The following is a 19,692-nucleotide window of genomic DNA, read 5'->3' as shown; positions in this document are numbered from 1 at the left end:
AGCATCATCTCTGTTCATCCAGCTGCAACGCCACATACAGCAGTAGCCGGTCGTCAAAATTCCCTAAATCCAGCCCCGTCAGTTCCGAGATCCGGTTAAGCCGATACTCCAGCGTATTACGGTGAATAAACAGCGCTTTTGACGTTGCCAGCGGCTGCACGTTATGCCGGAACCACGCCTGCAACGTGCGGCGCAGCAGCCCGTTGTTGTCCATTGCTTTCAGACGCACCAGCGGACGCGCCAGCTCGTTGGCCTGCCAGCCGCCGCGCAGGCTGTCGAGCAGGACCGGCAGCATCAGATCCTGATAGAAATAACTGCGGCTCTCCGGCATGCGCTGTTTACCCACCATCATGGTGGTGCGCGCCGTTCGCCATGAACGAGCGATGCTTCCCGGCCCGGTAAAGTAATTTCCCAGCGCGACGCGAAAACGGAGCTGTCCGTTCTCCTTCATGCGCTCGATTAGCAGCTCAACGCGGCGACGATGATCTTCCGCGTCCCAGCGACCAAACTGATTAAGCGCAGGCTTGAGCACCACCATTTCCGTCAAAGAGACAATCGCCACCAGGTTGTTACGCTCCGGCGTCGCCAGCATGTTTTGCAGCTGCTGTAGCTCCACCATGGCGCTGTCCACACCAAGCTGGCCGCTATCCACCTCAATAACGGCGACCACGCGCGGCTGATTCAGGTCGATACCCAGACGCTGCGCCCATTCGCTCAGGGCAGGCGTGTGCTCCTCAGCCTGAATCAAATTCATCACCAGCTCTTCACGCAGGCGGCTGTCCTGGGCGAGCAGGTGCATCAGACGCGACTGCTCCAGCATCATCTCCGCCGTCATGCAGACCAGCTCACCGTATTTACGCAGCGATTCAGGGTCGCCGGTCAGACCGATAACGCCAACAATCTCTCCTTCCAGACGCAGCGGCAGGTTGATCCCCTGACGGACCCCGTGCAGATGTTTCGCCACGGCGTCATCGATGTCGACCACGCGCCCCTGAGAGAGCACCAGCAACGCCCCTTCGTGCAATTCCCCAATACGCTCACGATCGCCGCTGCCGATAATGCGCCCGCGGGCATCCATTACGTTGATATTGGTATCAATGATGCGCATGGTTCGCGCCACGATATCCTGCGCCATTTTGGTATCAAGATGCCAGCCAGCCATATAACCCTCCCGTGAGCAGAGCTCAAGCATAGGGAAGTTCAGCTAAGGCTGCATTGTGCAGATGCCCAGAGGCAGAGAGAGATGTATGGAGTTGTGGGAAAGGTCACAGAAAAGAGAAAGCCCCTGCGAACAGGGGCTTAAGAAGATTACTGCATCAGGAGATAAATAGAGGTATCACCACGCTGAATATTCAGTGCCAGCACAGAAGGCTTGCTGTCGAGAATTTTGCGCAGTTCAGCGATGTTTTTCACCGGCTGCTGGTTAGCGCCCATGATCACATCACCTTTTTTCAGGCCGATACGGGCAGCAGGTGAGTTCGCTTTCACGTTGTTCACCACCACGCCTTTATCTGCCCCTTTGTTGCTCATCTCGGCACCTTCAATACCGCTGAAGATGGTGCTGGAATCGACCTGATTCTGACTGCTTTGTTGCAGTTCCAGGCTCACGTTAACCGGCTTACCTTCACGCAGCAGGCCGAGGGTCACTTTACTGCCGATTGGCATAGAACCCACTTCCGCACGCAGGGCGGCAAAGCTGCTGATCGGCTTACCGTTCAGAGAGGTGATCACGTCACCCGCTTTAATGCCGGCTTTCGCCGCCGAAGAGTTCGGCATGACCTGGCTTACGAATGCGCCGCGCTGAGCGTCCACTTTCATCGCTTTCGCCAGCTCGGAGTTCAGTTCGGTACCCATGATCCCCAGCTCACCGCGTTTCACCTGTCCATATTGCACCATCTGCGCAGTCAGGTTTTTCACCATGTTGCTCGGGATAGCAAAGCCGATACCGATGTTGCCACCGTCCGGTGCCAGGATAGCGGTGTTGATACCGATCAGCTCACCGTTCAGGTTAACCAGCGCACCGCCGGAGTTACCACGGTTAATGGCCGCATCCGTCTGAATGAAGTTTTCATAGTTTTCCGCATTCAGGCCGCTACGTCCCAGCGCAGAGACGATACCCGAGGTCACGGTTTCGCCCAGACCAAATGGGTTACCGATGGCGACGGTGTAGTCACCCACGCGCAGCGCGTCAGAGTCGGCAAGCTTAATCGCCGTCAGGTTCTTCGGATCCTGGATTTGAATCAGCGCGATGTCGGAGCGCGGGTCTTTACCAACCACTTTGGCATCGAATTTACGGCCATCGCTCATCTGCACCTTAATGGTGTTAGCATTATCTACCACGTGGTTATTGGTCACCACGTAGCCTTTCGCTGCATCAATAATCACGCCCGAGCCGAGTGCCATGAATTTCTGCTGCTGGCCGCCGCCCATGCCGTCATCCCCTGCGCCGCCGCCCTGACAGAACGGGGAGCTCTGGAATGGCGAACCGTCCTGGCAGAATGGCGAATTATCGCCGAAGAACTGCTGGAAATTACGCGGCATACGCGGCGTATTGACGGTCGTGCTGCCCTCAACGTTAATACTCACCACCGATGGCATCACTTTTTCGAGCATCGGGGCCAGGCTTGGCATCTGCTGCGCAGTCGCTGCCGAGGAAGCTGTCTCGGCCGCCATCGCCAGAGGGGACAGCGCTAAACCTAAACTCAGAGCCAGTGCACTCATTGCTAATGTGGTTTTTTTCATGTTTCTCAATCTCGATTTACCAGATAACGCAAAATTGCTGTGTAACTCAGATTCGTTTTATACCGCTTAGTTCCGGGATTAAGTTTATGGAAAAAGTAAAAATTTATTGGTCGTCTTTACAAAACTCATGGCTTATTCAACGGCCATAAGCTTGCGGTATTCATCCCAGGCATACAAATCTGTCATCCCGCTGATATAGTCCTGGATAAGACGACAGCGATAATAATATTCCATGACTGGCCATTGGGAAGAATGGCGTTCTATTTTACTGACGGCTTCAATGTATGCCAGCCGGTGGCGGGTTGAAAGCTTCTGATAGAGACGAGATTCAATCGGCAGGCGGCGAACACGTTCATTTTCGACCAGCTCACTGAACTCATCGACCGTCAGCTGGAGCAGCGGGCCATAAATCTCCAGCAACCCGCTGATAACCCGGTATCCTTGCAGCTCCAGCTGTTCGACATCCGGGTGGCTGAAAACATGGCGAACAGCCACGTTTTTATATAATTCAAGAAGCTGACTAAAACTGCTCTCATCTTCCAGCAGGGCGTGATTAAATTCCCCGCTAAATATCATCGGCAAATTATCAATGAAACGGGCGGCCGCATACGGCACCAGTTTATTCAGCGTGTTCACCCGCAAATACATAAAGAACTGATCTTCGGTACTGCGGCTCAGCGAATTTGAACGCGATTTATCCCAGGCATTCTCGACGACCTGCGCAAACAGAGAACCTTTTTCATGCTCTCCCCAGGCATCATGAAGATGCTGATACAGCTCCTCGACGCTGAATATTCTTTTTTCCACCGCGTCTTCCAGATCGGCCACGCAATAAGAAATGTCATCAGCCGCTTCCATAATCCATGTCAATGGAAAACGGCCATTAGGGGTCAGAGACAGTTCTTTACGCAACCGCGCGATGTATGCTTCTTCCGATAAGTAATAGCCCGGTTTTTTCATCAGGTAGCTATGCGTGGCGGGCGTTTCTCCGGTCCACCATGCGGGACGCGTGTATTTAAGAATACAGCCCACCTGGGCCCAGGTCAGATTCATCCGCATCAGGGAGTGCACCAGACGGATCCCCTGCGCGTTACCTTCGAAATGACACAGATCCTGGCGCACCTTACGGCGCAGATCGTTCAGGCTATCTTCGCCTTCACGCAGGCATAAATCGCGTACCACACAGCGGTCATCGCTGAGCGGCTGGCTTATGGCGTCAGAGGGAAAAAGCCGCTGTTTAAACCAGTCATTGATGGCGGCCTCGCCGAAATGACCAAAGGGAGGATTGCCGATATCGTGCATCAGGCAGGCCATCTCAACGATGCTTTCGAACGGCCCGGTCAGTTCATCCAGTCCGTAGGTTTCCAGCAGACGTTGCTCTTTAAGGCGACTGAGGATCTCTTTCGCAATGTAGCGCCCCACCTGCTGCACTTCCATGGAGTGCGTTAACCGCGTACGCACCGCGGCGTTACGCTCCAGCGGGAACACCTGGGTTTTTTGCTGTAACCGACGGATAGCGGGCGAGTTGATGATGCGTCCGCGATCGCTTTCGAAAATGCGCAGGATCTCATGTTCGCTCTTATCGCCCTGTGGCGAACGGAAACGTCGGTGCCAGTTAATTTTGGTGCGAAAATCGATTGGTGCCATGTGCTCCCCCGCGTGAGAATGCGTTTCCCCTTAACCGCATGATAGACTATGCATCTTAACAAGGCACATCGCGAGTAAATCTATGAAAATCGGCATTATTGGTGCAATGGAAGAAGAAGTTACGCTGCTGCGTGACAAAATTGAGAACCGTCAGACCCTCTCCCTCGGTGGCTGTGAGATCTACACCGGCCAGTTGAACGGTGTTGACGTGGCTCTGCTGAAATCAGGCATCGGTAAAGTTGCAGCGGCACTGGGCGCGACCCTGCTGCTTGAGCGCTGCAAGCCTGACGTTATCATTAATACGGGTTCTGCGGGCGGTCTGGCGCCGACGCTGGAAGTGGGCGATATCGTGGTTTCCGACGAAGCGCGTTATCACGATGCAGATGTCACCGCATTCGGCTACGAATATGGTCAGCTTCCGGGCTGCCCGGCCGGGTTTAAAGCGGATGATAAGCTGATTGCCGCCGCTGAAAGCTGCATTAACGAGCTGAACCTCAATGCGGTGCGTGGCCTGATCGTCAGCGGCGATGCCTTTATCAACGGCTCTGTCGGTCTGGCGAAAATCCGTCATAACTTCCCGCAGGCTGTGGCCGTTGAGATGGAAGCCACGGCCATCGCGCACGTATGCCATAACTTCAGCGTGCCGTTCGTGGTCGTTCGCGCGATCTCTGACGTGGCGGACCAGCAGTCCCACATCAGCTTCGACGAATTCCTGGCCGTTGCGGCCAAACAGTCCACCGTGATGGTGGAAACTCTGGTGCAGAAACTGGCGCGTGGGTAAGGTGTCATTCAGGGCGCTGGTCGCCCTGCTTCTGCTCGCTCCGGCCTGGCTCATCGCCGCGCCGCGGGTGATCACTCTCTCCCCTGCCAATACGGAACTGGCGTTTGCCGCCGGGATCACGCCCGTTGCGGTGAGCAGCTTTTCCGATTATCCACCGCAGGCCGCCCATATCGAACAGGTTGCCACCTGGCAGGGAATGAACCTGGAACGCATCGTGGCGCTGAAGCCCGATCTGGTCCTCGCCTGGCGCGGCGGTAATGCCGAACGGCAGGTGAACCAGCTCTCTTCGCTGGGAATAACGGTAAAATGGGTGGACGCGGTGAGCATCGAACAGGTGGCGCAAACCCTCCGTGACCTCGCGCCCTTCAGCCCTACCCCCCAACGCGCCGGGCAGGCTGCACAGCTGATGCTCAACGACTATGCCGCGCTAAAAGCCCGATACGGCACGCAACCGAAACAACGCGTTTTTCTGCAATTTGGCAGCCAGCCGCTGTTCACTACCGGGAAAGGTTCGATCCAGAACCAGGTGCTTGAAACCTGTGGAGGTGAAAATATCTTTGCCGAAAGCCGGGTTCCCTGGCCCCAGGTCAGTCGTGAGCAGGTTCTGGCACGACAACCGCAGGCCATTGTGGTGGTCGGAAATGCGAGCGAGATTCCTAAAATAGAACAATTCTGGCATCGGCAGCTTAAAATTCCGGTCATCGCACTCAACAGCGACTGGTTTGAACGCGCCAGCCCGCGTATTATCCTCGCCGCAAAACAACTCTGCGCCGAACTGGCAGAGAGTCACTCAAACAGATAAATACCCCCTTCGAGGATTTAACGATGCTCGTGTATTGGCTGGATATTCTTGGCACAGCCGTTTTTGCTATCTCCGGCGTTTTGCTTGCCGGAAAACTACGCATGGATCCTTTTGGCGTACTGGTACTCGGCGTTGTTACGGCGGTGGGAGGCGGAACGATCCGCGATATGGCGCTGGCAAACGGCCCGGTATTCTGGGTAAAAGATCCCACGGATCTGGTGGTGGCGATGGTCACCTGCCTGTTAACCATCGTGCTGGTTCGTCAGCCTCGCAGACTGCCAAAATGGATATTGCCGGTGCTGGATGCCGTCGGTCTGGCGGTCTTTGTGGGAATAGGCGTGAATAAAGCCTTTATTGCCGGGACTGGCCCGCTGGTGGCGATCTGTATGGGCGTGTTAACCGGCGTGGGCGGAGGGATTATTCGCGACATACTGGCGCGAGAAGTCCCGATGATCCTGCGAACGGAAATCTACGCGACGGCCTGTATCATCGGGGGGATTGTTCACGCCACGGCGTATTACACCTTTGCTGTCCCGCTGGAGAATGCGGCGATGCTGGGGATGGTGGTCACGCTGGTGATCCGTTTAGCGGCGATACGCTGGCACCTGAAGCTGCCGACGTTTGCGCTGGATGAAAATTCAAGATAGGCGTCGTTTATAAGCCCGGTAGCGCTTCGCTTACCGGGCCTACAATCTGCATTCAGGCTTAAATACTGAACGAAGAACCACACCCGCAGGTGCTGGTCGCATTCGGGTTAGTCACCACAAAGCGCGAACCTTCCAGACCTTCAGTGTAGTCCACTGAACCGCCCACCAGATATTGCAGGCTCATCGGGTCAACCACCAGCGCGACGCCCTGTTTCTCGATAGTCATATCACCATCGTTAACCTGATCGTCAAAGGTAAAACCATACTGGAAGCCACTACAGCCGCCGCCGGTAATATAAACACGCAGTTTCAGATCCGGATTGTCCTCGTCGGCAATCAGGGTTTTCACTTTTTTCGCTGCTGCTTCGGTAAATTCCAGCGGCAACGCTACGTCATCACTCATCTTATGCTCCCATGAATACTGCGACTGCTATTGGGCAAAAATCACCCAATTCTTTTTGTCATTATCTAATACCCTGGTAATTCATTCAAGTATTCTGCTTCAGGGCCTGTTCAGCTTCCTGTTTCGCCAGGGTACGGGCAAGAATGGTGGAGTATAGCGGTTTTCCACCCAGGAATTGGGCTAATAGTGTCGCGCCGAGACAGGTAATGATCATTGGCAAAATGAGCTGGTAATTGTCGGTCATTTCCAGCACCAGTACGATCCCGGTCAGCGGCGCGCGCAGGGAGGCCGCCAGCAGTGCCCCCATCCCCGCCACCGCAAACGTCCCGGCATCCAGATGGTAGGCCGGGAAACCTGCCGCCGCCGCCATCCCGAACGCCGTACCCAGCAGCGTCCCCAGTGCCAGCATCGGAGCAAAAATGCCGCCCGGGGCGCCAGAGGAGAAGCACAATACCGTGGTGATGACGCGTGAAATAAACATAAACAGCAGCAGGCCTACGCTGAAATTCCCCGCCGCGGCAATGGGAATCAGGCCGAAACCGCCGCCCGCCGCATTCGGTTCGATGAAACCGAGGATCCCGCACACGCCGCCAAGCAGGCCTCCCACCAGCACCCATTTCGTGGTATTTCCGCCATGGATGCGCTGAAACATATCCTGCGCCCGTAAAATCAGGGTGTTAAAAAGCGGGCCGACGACGCCAAAAATCATCCCAAGAACCAGATACAGCCACAGGGTATTGACCGGCGCATTGGTCAGCTTGCCAACTTCAATCACCGCCCCTTCGCCGTTAAAGACGCGAAAGACAATGCTCGACATAATCACGCCGGTAAACACCGCTTTAATGGAGATCAGGTTGTAGCGGAACTGGGCGCGCATCTCTTCAATGATAAACAGGATACCCGCCAGCGGCGCGTTAAACGCCGCAGACAGCCCCGCTGCGGCCCCCGTCGCCAGCAGCGTATGCCGTGCTTCGGCGCTGCGCATACGGAACAGATCGCCGACCATGCGCCCGACGTTACCGCCCAGCTGTACCGTTGGCCCTTCCCGACCGAGCACCATGCCCGCCCCGAGGGTTCCCATCCCGCCGATAAATTTCACAGGAAGCACCCGCCACCAGCGAACCGGGCGTAGCTCCTCCAGCGCCCCCTCAATTTCAGGGATCCCCGAGCCACCTGCTTCAGGTGCGAATTTACGCACCAGAAAATACCCCACCATGGCAAACAGCGCCGAAAGGCCAAAGGCCCACACCCAGACCAGCCATTCCCGATCGGCAAAGCTGGCGACGGTACCTATGCGCCAGTTGAGCACCGCGTTGACCGCTTTCTCGAATGCGACCCCCACCAGCCCGGCCAGCGTACCGACCACGGCGGCTGCCAGCAGAATGGCTAACGGGGTTTTGTCACGGTTGAGCAGCCGCCGGATACTGACCCGGTGCTTCGCGCGCGTAAACTGTTGTTGTTCAAAAGAAGGTGTGTTCTCGTTCATTACCTGTTCTGTTTCGTCATACAAAAGGCCGCAGGGATTCTACCAGAGACAATCCCCTCGTCCCCTGAAAAATACTTAACAATTGTTAAGCCTTCTGAGGGGCAAAAATTTTATAACCTCTTCCGAATCACTTAGAATAGTTGCCTTAACTTATTTCTACGAACCAGGAACGACGCCATGAGCAAGTCTGAAAACCTCTACAGCGCAGCCCGCGAGCTTATCCCAGGCGGCGTAAACTCACCCGTGCGCGCCTTTACCGGCGTGGGTGGCACCCCGCTGTTTATCGAACGTGCGGATGGCGCATATCTGTATGATGTGGATGGTAAAGCCTATGTCGATTACGTCGGCTCCTGGGGCCCGATGGTACTGGGGCACAACCACCCGGCGATCCGCAATGCGGTGATTGAAGCCGCTCAGCGCGGCCTGAGCTTCGGCGCGCCAACCGAGATGGAAGTCAAAATGGCGGAGCTGGTCACCGAGCTGGTGCCAACGATGGACATGGTGCGTATGGTGAACTCCGGTACCGAAGCGACCATGAGCGCTATCCGTCTGGCGCGCGGTTTTACCGGTCGTGACAAGATCATCAAGTTCGAAGGTTGTTATCACGGCCACGCCGACTGCCTGCTGGTGAAAGCCGGTTCCGGCGCGCTGACCCTCGGCCAGCCAAACTCTCCGGGGGTGCCGGCTGATTTCGCGAAACATACGCTGACCTGCACCTATAACGATCTGAACACCGTTCGCGCCGCGTTCGAGCAGTATCCGCAGGAGATCGCCTGCATCATCGTTGAACCGGTGGCGGGCAACATGAACTGTATTCCACCGCAGCCGGATTTCCTGCCGGGCCTGCGCGCACTGTGCGATGAGTTCGGCGCGTTGCTGATCATCGACGAAGTGATGACCGGTTTCCGCGTCGCGCTGGCGGGAGCGCAGTCATACTACGGCGTAGAGCCGGATCTGACCTGCCTCGGCAAAATCATTGGCGGCGGCATGCCTGTCGGCGCGTTTGGCGGCCGTAAGGACGTGATGGACGCGCTGGCGCCAACCGGTCCGGTTTACCAGGCGGGTACGCTCTCCGGTAACCCGATTGCGATGGCGGCGGGCTTTGCCTGTCTGACCGAAGTGGCGCAGCCGGGTATCCACGAAACCCTGACGGACCGGACGACGCAGCTGGCAAACGGCCTGCTGGAAGCCGCAGAAGACGCGGGTATTCCGCTGGTGGTAAACCACGTCGGCGGGATGTTCGGGATTTTCTTCACCGATGCGAAAACCGTGACCTGCTATCAGGACGTGGTGAAATGCGACGTGGAACGCTTCAAACGCTTCTTCCACCTGATGCTGGAAGAAGGCGTGTATCTTGCGCCGTCAGCGTTTGAAGCGGGCTTTATGTCCGTGGCGCACAGCGAAGAAGATATCAATAACACCATCGACGCAGCGCGTAAGGTGTTTGCGAAGCTCTAAGGGCATTGCCGGGTGGCGCTAACGCTTACCCGGCCTACGATGTTCTCCATCTTCCCTTGGGAGAGGGAGCAAAAACGAAAACGGCAATCTAAGGATTGCCGTTTACTTTTATTACCGACTTTGCTTTCTCAACAGATATATAAAGTACGGCGCGCCGATAAAGGTCGACAGCAGGCCCGCCGGGATCTGATACGGGAACAGCACCATCCTTCCGCACCAGTCAGCAAAGACCAGGATCGCTCCGCCCGTCAGCGCAGAGATCACGATATGCGGCAAAGTCCTGCGGAAGCCCATCATACGGGCGATATGCGGCGCCATTAATCCGACAAAACTGAGCGGGCCGATAGTCATGGTGGCCGTCGCCGTCAGGCACGCGGCCAGCAGCAACAGGGCGATACGCGTTGGCGTCAGCGCCACCCCGACCGCGCGGGCGGTATCCCCACCCAGCGGCAGAATGGTCATCCAGCGACGGCACAGCGGCACAATCGCCAGCAGCACGATCATCACAATCCCGGTATGCACCACCTGACTGCCGGTGGCGTTGTACGTTGAACCGGAAATCCAGGTCAGGATCTGCGCCATGCGCGGATCGCCGCTCGCCTGCAACATCATCAGCAGCATAGTAAACGCGGTGCTGAGCGCCATCCCGGCCAGCAGCATGCGGTGAGGTGAGAACCCCCCTCGCCCGGAGGCGATCAGGATAATCATCAGCGTGACTGCCGCGCCGATACTCCCGGCAGGCATCAGCCAGCCGAACGCATTTCCCGGCACGAGGAACAACATTAACACTACGCCAAACGCGGCCCCGGAGCTGATCCCTAATACTTCCGGGCTTGCCATCGGGTTGCCGGTGAGACGCTGGATAATACAGCCCGCCACCGCCAGCATGACGCCCGCAATCAGCGCGGAGAAGATCCGCGGCCAGCGCCACTGCATGAGTTCATGCAGCAAATCCCCCGTCGCCCAGTGCCAGCCCGTGGCGTCGCGTCCCAGCGAGAGTGCGGCAAACGAGGCGATAACCAGCACCGCCAGCCCGGCAAGGCTGAACCACACCACCGACTGACGTTCGGCATGTACTTTATCGCCGGCATCCATTGCCGGGGCGCTAATGCTGCGCAGGCGCGGCAACAGCCACAGCAGCAGCGGCGCGCCGATCAGAGCCGTCACCGAGCCCGTGGAAACTTCCATCCAGACGCGCGCCAGCCAGAGAATGAGTTGATCGGAAAGCCAGAGGATCAGCGCGCCAATCAGCGGAGCCAGCATCAGACGCGCCAGCAGACGGCGCGCGCCGAGCATTTTTGCCAGCAACGGCGCAAACAGGCCGATAAACCCGATGATGCCGACGGCGTTAACCAGTAACGCGCTCAGCACAATCGCCAGGGTCAGGGCTGCCAGACGCGCCAGCGACAGCGCCAGCCCCAGATTGCGCGCCACGCCGTCATCGAGGCCCATCAGCGTCAGCGGACGCAGCAGCAGCAGCGTCAGCACCACGCCGCCGAACAGCTGCGGCCACAGGCGCTGGACGATACTCCAGTCGGTCTGGGTGAGCGTGCCGGTACTCCACATAAACATGCTTTGCAGCTGGTCGTGGTGAAACAGCACCAGCAGCTGGTTGATCGCCCCACAGTAGAGGCTGACGACCAGCCCCGCGAGGATCAGCGTGACCGGCGAGAGACGTTTTCCCCAGGCCACGCCAAAGACCAGCGCACCGACCACACATGCGCCTGCCAGCGCGGCAAACTGCGAGGTTAACGCTCCCGGCAGGGTCCAGAGAGTGGTGATGGTGATCCCCAGCTGAGCCCCCGTCGCCACGCCCAGCGTGGTCGGCTCTGCAAGCGGGTTACGCAGCACCTGCTGAAACAGTACGCCCACCAGTCCCAGTCCCGCCCCGACCAGCAGGGAGATAGCCAGACGCGGCAGCAGGCTGTAGTGGAACAGCATTTGCTGAATATTATCGATATCCGGTGCGGCAAACGCGGCTGCCCACTGATCGCGCGGTAACGCCGTGCTCAGGTTAAAGCCGGTTAACATCAGGGCAGCCAGAAAAATGAGCGCTAACAGCAACATTGGGAAACGAGCCATACGCGTGCTCATGCCTTGCCTCCCAGTGCATTGTCCAGCACGCGGGCAAAATGCATTGCCGACAGCGTCGCGCCGTAGAACCATACCGCTGGCGCGCGCAGGAAGCGCTGCTCGCGGACGAACGGCATTGCCTGCCAGAGCGGGGTCGCCATCAGGGTTTGCATCTCGCGCTCGTTCCCGTGATCGAAGCACAGCACGTCCACATCATGAAACGCCGCCAGACGGTCAATACCCACGGCGGTACTGCCCCAGAATGTCATCTCGCCTTCCCAGGCATTGCGAATGCCAAAGCTGTCGAGCACTTCCTGGAACAGACAGTTATTTCCAAAGACCAGCATATGGCGGGCATCCAGCAGGGTTACCATCAGCAAAGGCCGATCGCCACGATGGGCAAAGCGCGGCTTGAGGGAATCAATCAGCGCATCAAATTCATCGAGATGTTTTTTCGCCTGAGCCTCACGGTTGAGAAACTGCGCCATCTCGTGGATGGAATTTTTTGCCATGGTCAGCGGCTTTTTGCCGTCGCTAAAGGAAAAGCCCCGTCCGGGCGCAATCTTCGCCATGGTCTCTTCCGACGGGCCATACCCCGCAGACCAGAATAAATAAGACGGTTTCATCTGGGTGAGAAGCTCAAGGTTCGGCTCCGTACGCAGGCCAATGTCGATGACGGAGTCCGGCAGTTTTGGCTCATTCACCCACAGGGTGTAGTTGGGAATATCAGCCACGCCGTAAGGCGTCACGCCAAGCGCCATCATCAGTTCGACGGGCAACCACTCCAGCGCCACGATGCGGTGCGAATCGATAGCCGCAGCGCGGGCCGGGCCCATCTTTAACAGCAGCGGTGAGAGCACCATGGCCGTCAGCAGGCGACGGCGGCTAATGAATGTTGAATCCAGCATCAGTAGACAAAGCTCACGGGTGCAGCCCCGGCTGGGTGAGGCAGGATGCCCATAGGAATACCGTAGATATGTTCCAGCGTTTCGCTGCGCATCAGTTCGGCAGGCGTACCCTGAGCGATCATTTCACCGCCGCGCAGCGCTACCAGGTAGTCGCAATAGCGTGCCGCCATGTTGATATCATGCAGAACGGCAATCACCGTCAGGCCGCGCTGCTGACTTAAGCGATGCACCAGCGCCAGGACGTCAACCTGATGAGCAATATCCAGCGCCGAAGTGGGTTCGTCGAGCAGCAGGCAGCGGCTGTCCTGCGCCACCAGCATCGCGATCCATGCGCGCTGACGCTCGCCACCGGACAGGCTATCCACCAGACGGTGCGCCAGCGGTTTTAACCCAACCAGCGCGATCGCCTCTTCCACTTTCTCTCTGTCAGCGACGCCAAAACGCCCGAGCGCACCGTGCCACGGATAACGTCCAATCGCCACCAGCTCGCGCACCGTCATCCCCTCAGCCTGCGGCAACTGCTGCGGCAGATAGGCCACCTTGCGGGCAAAGGCCTTACTGCTCCAGCTCGCCAGCGGCTGGTCATCCAGCAATATGTCGCCCTCGGACGGCGGCTGATGACGACCCAGCATCTTCAGCAGCGTCGATTTACCGGAACCATTGTGCCCGATTAAACCGGTCACTTTACCTGCGGGAAACGTCAAAGAGAGCGGATGCAGCAAGGTGCGCCCGGGTACGCGAAAGGAGAGATTGTTAAGCGTGAAGGTGGAGTCGGATTGCGTTTTATTATCCTGCATGTCAGCCAACTTAAATAAAAAGGGCACGGCGAACCGTGCCCATAAAGAGGTTAGAAGCGGAAGGTCGCGGTGGCAACAACCTGGCGTCCTGCTCCCCAGTAGCATGCATACTCGCTGTAGCAGCTGGAGACGTATTCACGGTCAAAGATGTTGTTCACGTTGACGCCGACGGAAGATCCCGGCAGACCGAAGCGCGCCAGATCGTATTTCACGGTCGCATCCGCCAGGGCATAACCCGCGACGTTAAAGGACTCATAGGCTTTAGGCGACGCTGAGGAGTAGTACGTCACCGTGTTACCGATGTAACGCGCGCCCGCACCGACGGTCAGGCCACTCAGCGCCGTCTCGTGGAAGGTGTAATCCGCCCACAGGGATGCCATGTTGCGCGGTACTTCTGCCGGACGACGACCTTCATACCAGGTATCATGGGTATATTCCGCATCGGTGTAGCTGTAGGCCGCCGTTACGTTCACATTAGCCGACACCGCCGCTTTCGCTTCCAGCTCAAAGCCACGGGAGCGAATTTCACCGCCCTGCACGCTAAAGCCGCTGGTCGGGTTCGCCGGATCGGCGGTCAGGTTGTTGTTCTTGGTCAGCTGATAGACCGCGGCCGTCACCACAACAGGCAGATCTTTCGGAACATACTTCACGCCCGCTTCATACTGCTTGCCGCGCGCCGGATCGAACGGTTTGCCACCCTGGGTGGTACCAGAGAGCGGCTCAAAGGATTCACTGTAGCTGAAGTATGGGGTGATCCCGTTATCGAACAGGTAGTTAATCCCCCCGCGCCAGGTAAATGCCTGATCGTTAATTTCCGCGGTGGTCCCGTTATTACGGTTAAAGGCAGACGTTTTCGCAAAGTCATAGCGGCCACCCAGGGTGAGTACCCACTTATCCCATTCCGCCTGATCCTGCGCATAGAGCCCGGTCTGCTCCTGGCGATTGAGCATGGCATACGGGAAGTTCACATTGACGTTCGCATTGCCGTGCTGCGGATTGTTCATGCTGATCGGATCGGCGGTACCGTAGTCAGCATCAATGTCATTGCGCATACGAAGGTAATCCACACCCGTCAGCAGCGTATGGTCAACGGCGCCGGTCGCGAATTTCGACTGGATCTGTGTATCAACCGTGAACGAGTTGAGGTCTTCATCTGAGCGCACGTACGCGCGGCTGATCTGGGCCGGGGCGATATAGCCGTTACCGTAAACTGAACGGTAAAGCGTGTTGATTTTGGTATAACGCAGGTTCTGACGCACGGTGAAGGTGTCGTTGAATTCATGCGCGAAGCTGTAACCCACCATTTCCTGACGACGGGAGATCTTATTGTCTTCATCGCCTTCGTTGAAGTCGGTCGGCAGTTTGTGCGCCTTTCCGTTAGCATCATAGTAAGGCACAACGGTACCTTCACGCGGCAACCAGCCGTAGTAACCCGCATCCGGATCGCTCTGGAAATTGCTCAGGAAAGTGAAATCGGTTTTATCATCAGGACGCCAGCTGAAAGACGGCGCAATCGCGTAACGAGTAGACTTCACCATTTCCTGCTGCGCGTTTTCACTGCGCCCCAGACCGGTCAGACGGTAGGACCACACGCCGTCATCGTCAATCGCGTCGCTGAAATCAAACCCGGTCTGCCAGAGGTTATCCGTCCCCATTTTGAACTGAATTTCTTTTAACGGTTCCGTGGTTGGACGCTTGCTGACCATACTCACTACGCCGCCAGGGTGGCTTTTTCCATACAGTACGGACGTCGGGCCTCGCAGCAGCTCTACGCGCTCCAGGAAGTATGGGTCCATCGACGCTTCAGAGTAGTTATCCCCTTGCAGCTTCATACCGTCCAGATACTGGTTGGTGTTCACTGTACTGGAGGTCGTAAAACCACGAATAGAAACCACGTCATAGGTCGTGGAGGCGCCGCGCGTTGCGAAAACGCTCGGCGTGTAGGCCAGCGCCTGTTTAACCGTCCCCGGCTGTTTCATGTCCATCTCTTCACGTGTGACCACGGAAATGGACTGCGGGGTTTTCTCGATCGGTGTATCGGTTTTCGTCGCCGTTGCAGTGCGCTTTGCTGCAATCGTCGGTGCAGGACCCCAGGCACTTTCCTGCGCTGCCGGTGCGGCAGTCACGGTGATGGTTTCTTCTTTTTTCGGGGTTTCGGCGGCATGAGCATAAGCAGACATGCCGGCAACCGCTGTGGCTACGACGACCGCGATTTTACGCAGCGACGTGTTAATTGGCTGAGCAGTATTGGAAAGCGCCATGATGGATCTCTGATGGAAAAGTGAATGATAACGTAAACGAGAATTATTATTATGACCGCAGAATAATATGCGAAACGTTGGCTGCATAGCAAGCAGTATGCGGCCCTACAAGATTTAAGGGTTTAAGAATTAACCAGATGAAAATAGAGGGTTAATGAAGTTAGCGAAATGATCGCTAAAGCCCGCCGAAACGGGCCGGAGGGCTTAACGATAGAAGAGTTCGAAAGTCGCGACGGCGTCGACTTTCCCGGCTTTAACCTCTCCCGTTTTGATGTAACGGGCTTTGAGTGGGATCTCAACCGGGACGTTGTCCTGGCTACGGGTTATTGCCGTGTAGCTCTGGTCGAACTGTAACACCGCATCGTTCTTGTCGAGGATTTGAATGCCTACGCCGCTTGCAGCGTTGTCTCCGGTAGCAATGTTGAGGATATTGCCATCCGTTACGCCAGTCGACCCTGCACTGGTGAACTGATAATCAATTTTTGTCCCGGCGGCGCAGTCCTTAATATCAATCCTGAAACGACTGTCGGTCAGGATGTCGGAATACTGACCGTTAAAATCGTGCACATTGACCGTTTCCAGCGGCACGTAGATGTTTTTATCCACCAGGTTACAGGTGTTTGTTGTGATATGTACACTGGTTGGTGAAAAGCGGATTTCGCCTATCACGTCGTTATCGTAAGTTTCATGTGAGGTTAACAGGGACGTATTAAGATCGCCCTCTTCGACTTCACCAATAACGATCAACTGAGCGGTAGCCCGGAAATTGTAATTCGTTGAAAAGCTTCTGATCGTGCCAAGATAAGTTTCCGGCCTGATAATGTCTTCTTCGGTATAGCTGGGGAACTGGGTTGTAGACGCTGCAACGCGAATGCCAATCCCGGTCACGTTGGTTTTATACACTCCGGGTAAAACATCTTCACGTGCATCAGCATCACTCAATGAGAGATAGCCTCTACGTACCCGAACGGAATCACCATCACATCTTTGCGCAATTTCACCTGATTCCACGCTGGCGTCATAAATAATGGTACCGACCTGAACGTCTGGCTCAAGCTGGATGACAGCGGGAATGTTGAAGGTAACAATTCCCCCGCTACTTCCGCCTCCCGTAAATGTACAAGTTGCGAATGCCGGAGCTGAAAACAGCATGATTAGGCCAGCCATTGCGCTGATGAATAGTTCTTTGCTACGCCTCATTGGCAATTTACCGTCATTTTCAAAATAGTTGCTGAGCGCCCGGGAGGGAGATCCCCCGCCCACGCACACCGTTGATCGCGCCCGTCACCCCACTGCACATTCAGGGAAACCGCTTCATGCAGACCGGTAAGCCAGACTTCTCCTTCATCACCGACGATAGCCGTTGCACTTTCCTGCGTGACAATGGCGCCGAAAGGCACCGGCTTGCCGTGGAAAAGCAGCGTGATAAGCGCACGCTTCCCCACTCGTGCATCAAAATTCGCTGAGATGGCCGCACCTTTTGTTGGGACAACATCCTAGGTAGCGGCGGCAATTTCAATATCTTCACGATCCTGGGTGTTGACCGTAATACCGTTTTTCCGGTAGGCCGTCAGGGAAGGGACAATCGCGTTACCAAAGCGATCGGTGTAGATCCCTCGCCCGTTCTGTACTTTGACGTTATCGCCATCTTTGATATGGACAATGGCAAAGGCGTCGCGGACGGATTGCCCCAGGGTTACTCCATGTTCATGCGCAACAATTGAACCCTGCGCGCTGTAGTTCCACTGTCGGTTATCGCCCCCGTAGTTATACCCCAGCCCGACATCACCGGCAGATCCCCGGTAGCGCCCGGATACACTGCCACCATAGCCAGTATCGTGACTGGCATAGGTCTGCTGGAGGTTATAGCTGAGGTTATTGTTCTCAAGTGCCGTGCCGCCGATCCCTACCTGATGCGAAACGAATCCACCGCTGGCAGTGTTGGCGCTGTAAGTTGACCAGGCGTTCGCTAGCCAGCGTGAAAGAGGTACGTTGACCATCAACGCCATTTGCCGATCGGTATTGGCGTCCGGCGTACGCGTCAGGCTGTAGCTTACCGACCAGGTTATACCGCGCCAGCCGGAGCTTAGCCCCGCACTGACGCTGCGCTCGTGTCCCGCCATGTTCCAGTAATCCTGCTGATAGCCATTAAGGTAAGCCGATCCCCAATCCGAAACGCGTTGGGAAAGATTAACCTGCATGCGGCTGCGCCGATTATTGGTTCGCCGATAGGTATAAATCCCATCGTCAATCTCGCTGTCACGCTGGTCGACAGCTTCCTGAAAGGTATAAAACCCTGAGGTGGAATAACGGTAGCTGGCAAGCGTCACGGTGGTGTCTGTATCCGGAATATCCCTGGAATACTGCGCACGCCATGACATCCCGCGGGCATCATCTCGTCCATCATCAAAAGCCGTACGGGCGGCGGTCACATCCACGGATGCCGATCCGAAACGGCCAAGATCGGCCCCTGTTCCCGCCAGCATAGCCTGATACGACGATGCAACGAGCGCGCCGGCGTATGTTGTTACGCCATAAGGCAGGCCGTAAATGACCGTCCCTTGCAGAAAAGGGGGCTCGTCCTCACCTTCATTACCGCGATAACGCCCTGCCGCCAGCGAATATTTAAATGCCCCTTCCCGCTGTAGCACCGGTACCGATGCGCTGGCCTGGATGAAGCTGTGTTCGCTGCCGTCGGCCTCTTCCACCGTCACCTCCAGATCCGCGCCGGATGTGACCTGGCTTAAATCGCGGATCTCAAATGGCCCCGGAGAGACGTTGCTTTGATAAATGGTGTAGCCGTTTTGCCTGATGGTGACCTTTGCATCGCTATTTGCGATACCACGCACCACGGGGGCAAACCCCTGCTGGCTGGTGGGCAGCATGGAAGTATCCGTTTCCACCTTCACGCCGGTCATTTGGACGCTGTCGAAAAGCTCGCCGTTAGTGTACGTCTGGCCTATCTCAAGCTGGCTTTGCAGGGTTTTGATATCACGTTGCAGCGTACTGGCGATTGCATCCCAACCGGCGTTGTCACTCCAGGTGCTGTTGTTACGCAACCGCCACGCCCCGAGGTTGATCCCCGACTCCAGGCCAAGCCATGCAGATGACGTTTTACCAGAACGATAGTGCTGCTGAGAGCCGCTAAACTGGTAGCTTGTCCAGGCGGCGGGAGCACCGTCATCCCAGAATTTCGGCTCGATAGCCCCGGCCGCAGCCTGATCGCGGTATTTTTGCGGGATCACCAGCTTGAGGGTCTGATTATCCTGGTCGTAATCGTAGCGGGCATTATCAATAAAATGGGAGATGTCATCGATTATCACCGCATCATCCAGATCTTTCATATCCGGGATCGTGTCGACTTTTACCCCTAATGCACGCAGATCCGCTTTGGTCAGCTCCGGTAACAGGCGCTGCTTATCGTCAGACAAGATCCAACTCACCGTGCGTTTATCCAGAACATCCCGATCCCACATAATGGTCGTCAGAAAGTTTCCCGGCAGTAAGCCATTATCATTGATGAAATTTTTTAGCGTTGAGGTGTTTTCCAGCGGAGTGTCCATCTCAAGGATCCGCAGGTTAAATTCGTCATCTGCACTCACAGGCTGGATCATCGCGAGCAGCGCTAACGCGATTCCCTTCAGAACCTGTTTGTAGAGTGGAGATGACGACATAGGGTACCAGCAT

General features: G+C 56.4%; 14 protein-coding genes and 1 pseudogene. 4 read left to right on the top strand and 11 right to left on the bottom strand.

What is annotated here, in order from left to right; all coding sequences use genetic code 11:
• Positions 1-4: 4 nt before the first annotated feature.
• The 3 genes from AC4OVU_RS04660 to dgt all read right to left on the bottom strand — a co-directional run bounded on the left by AC4OVU_RS04660 (position 5) and on the right by dgt (position 4,389).
• A complete protein-coding gene (locus tag AC4OVU_RS04660; RefSeq protein ID WP_003856217.1) occupies positions 5-1,162 on the bottom strand; it encodes a CdaR family transcriptional regulator in 1,158 nt (385 codons plus the stop codon).
• A 146-nt stretch (positions 1,163-1,308) separates the two neighbouring features.
• The gene (gene degP / locus AC4OVU_RS04655) at positions 1,309-2,742 is read right to left on the bottom strand and encodes a serine endoprotease DegP (protein WP_023303104.1); all 1,434 of its coding nucleotides are present in this window, start codon (positions 2,740-2,742) and stop codon (positions 1,309-1,311) included.
• Positions 2,743-2,874: 132 nt separating this feature from the next.
• Complete coding sequence (dgt, locus tag AC4OVU_RS04650) at positions 2,875-4,389, bottom strand: dGTPase (protein WP_045344480.1); 1,515 nt, start codon at positions 4,387-4,389, stop codon at positions 2,875-2,877.
• An 82-nt stretch (positions 4,390-4,471) separates the two neighbouring features.
• Between dgt and mtnN the strand changes: the two genes are divergently transcribed.
• From mtnN to AC4OVU_RS04635, 3 genes are read left to right on the top strand one after another with little or no spacing between them, the layout of a single operon-like run.
• Positions 4,472-5,170, top strand: coding sequence for a 5'-methylthioadenosine/S-adenosylhomocysteine nucleosidase (gene mtnN / locus AC4OVU_RS04645; protein ID WP_110292742.1), 699 nt, complete (start codon positions 4,472-4,474; stop codon positions 5,168-5,170).
• Complete coding sequence (btuF, locus tag AC4OVU_RS04640) at positions 5,163-5,972, top strand: vitamin B12 ABC transporter substrate-binding protein BtuF (RefSeq protein ID WP_110292741.1); 810 nt, start codon at positions 5,163-5,165, stop codon at positions 5,970-5,972. The genes mtnN and btuF overlap by 8 nt, the downstream gene beginning before the upstream one ends.
• A 23-nt stretch (positions 5,973-5,995) precedes the next feature.
• The gene (locus AC4OVU_RS04635; RefSeq protein ID WP_003856227.1) at positions 5,996-6,619 is read left to right on the top strand and encodes a TRIC cation channel family protein; all 624 of its coding nucleotides are present in this window, start codon (positions 5,996-5,998) and stop codon (positions 6,617-6,619) included.
• Between the two features lie 58 nt (positions 6,620-6,677).
• Here the strand turns inward: AC4OVU_RS04635 and erpA are convergent, their stop codons facing one another.
• Positions 6,678-7,022, bottom strand: a complete 345-nt coding sequence (gene erpA, locus AC4OVU_RS04630) for an iron-sulfur cluster insertion protein ErpA (protein WP_003856230.1) — start codon at positions 7,020-7,022, stop codon at positions 6,678-6,680.
• An 85-nt stretch (positions 7,023-7,107) separates the two neighbouring features.
• Positions 7,108-8,508, bottom strand: coding sequence for a H(+)/Cl(-) exchange transporter ClcA (gene clcA, locus AC4OVU_RS04625; RefSeq protein ID WP_017383743.1), 1,401 nt, complete (start codon positions 8,506-8,508; stop codon positions 7,108-7,110).
• A 177-nt stretch (positions 8,509-8,685) separates the two neighbouring features.
• On the opposite strand from clcA, the gene hemL reads away from it, so the two are divergent.
• Positions 8,686-9,966, top strand: a complete 1,281-nt coding sequence (gene hemL, locus AC4OVU_RS04620) for a glutamate-1-semialdehyde 2,1-aminomutase (protein WP_015572714.1) — start codon at positions 8,686-8,688, stop codon at positions 9,964-9,966.
• Between the two features lie 111 nt (positions 9,967-10,077).
• On the opposite strand, the gene fhuB is transcribed toward hemL, so the two are convergent.
• From fhuB to AC4OVU_RS04590, 6 genes and pseudogenes are all read right to left on the bottom strand, one after another.
• Positions 10,078-12,060 carry a Fe(3+)-hydroxamate ABC transporter permease FhuB gene (fhuB, locus tag AC4OVU_RS04615; RefSeq protein ID WP_017383744.1) on the bottom strand — a complete coding sequence of 661 codons (1,983 nt, stop codon included), beginning with the start codon at positions 12,058-12,060 and terminating at the stop codon, positions 10,078-10,080.
• Positions 12,057-12,947, bottom strand: a complete 891-nt coding sequence (gene fhuD, locus AC4OVU_RS04610; protein WP_110292739.1) for a Fe(3+)-hydroxamate ABC transporter substrate-binding protein FhuD — start codon at positions 12,945-12,947, stop codon at positions 12,057-12,059. The genes fhuB and fhuD overlap by 4 nt, the downstream gene beginning before the upstream one ends.
• The gene (fhuC, locus tag AC4OVU_RS04605) at positions 12,947-13,744 is read right to left on the bottom strand and encodes a Fe3+-hydroxamate ABC transporter ATP-binding protein FhuC (protein WP_003856242.1); all 798 of its coding nucleotides are present in this window, start codon (positions 13,742-13,744) and stop codon (positions 12,947-12,949) included. The genes fhuD and fhuC overlap by 1 nt, the downstream gene beginning before the upstream one ends.
• A gap of 50 nt (positions 13,745-13,794) precedes the next feature.
• Positions 13,795-16,005, bottom strand: a complete 2,211-nt coding sequence (fhuA, locus tag AC4OVU_RS04600) for a ferrichrome porin FhuA (RefSeq protein WP_185846952.1) — start codon at positions 16,003-16,005, stop codon at positions 13,795-13,797.
• Positions 16,006-16,209: 204 nt separating this feature from the next.
• Positions 16,210-17,157: a fimbrial protein gene (locus tag AC4OVU_RS04595; RefSeq protein WP_223864618.1), complete on the bottom strand. Its 948-nt coding sequence runs from the start codon at positions 17,155-17,157 to the stop codon at positions 16,210-16,212.
• A 44-nt stretch (positions 17,158-17,201) separates the two neighbouring features.
• Positions 17,202-19,679: pseudogene (locus tag AC4OVU_RS04590) on the bottom strand (fimbria/pilus outer membrane usher protein).
• Positions 19,680-19,692: the final 13 nt, after the last annotated feature.

The organism is Enterobacter sp. 6722112 (assembly GCF_058661685.1).
The sequence above is the reverse complement of the archived record's forward strand: the minus strand, read 5'-3'. Positions and strand labels throughout refer to the sequence as shown.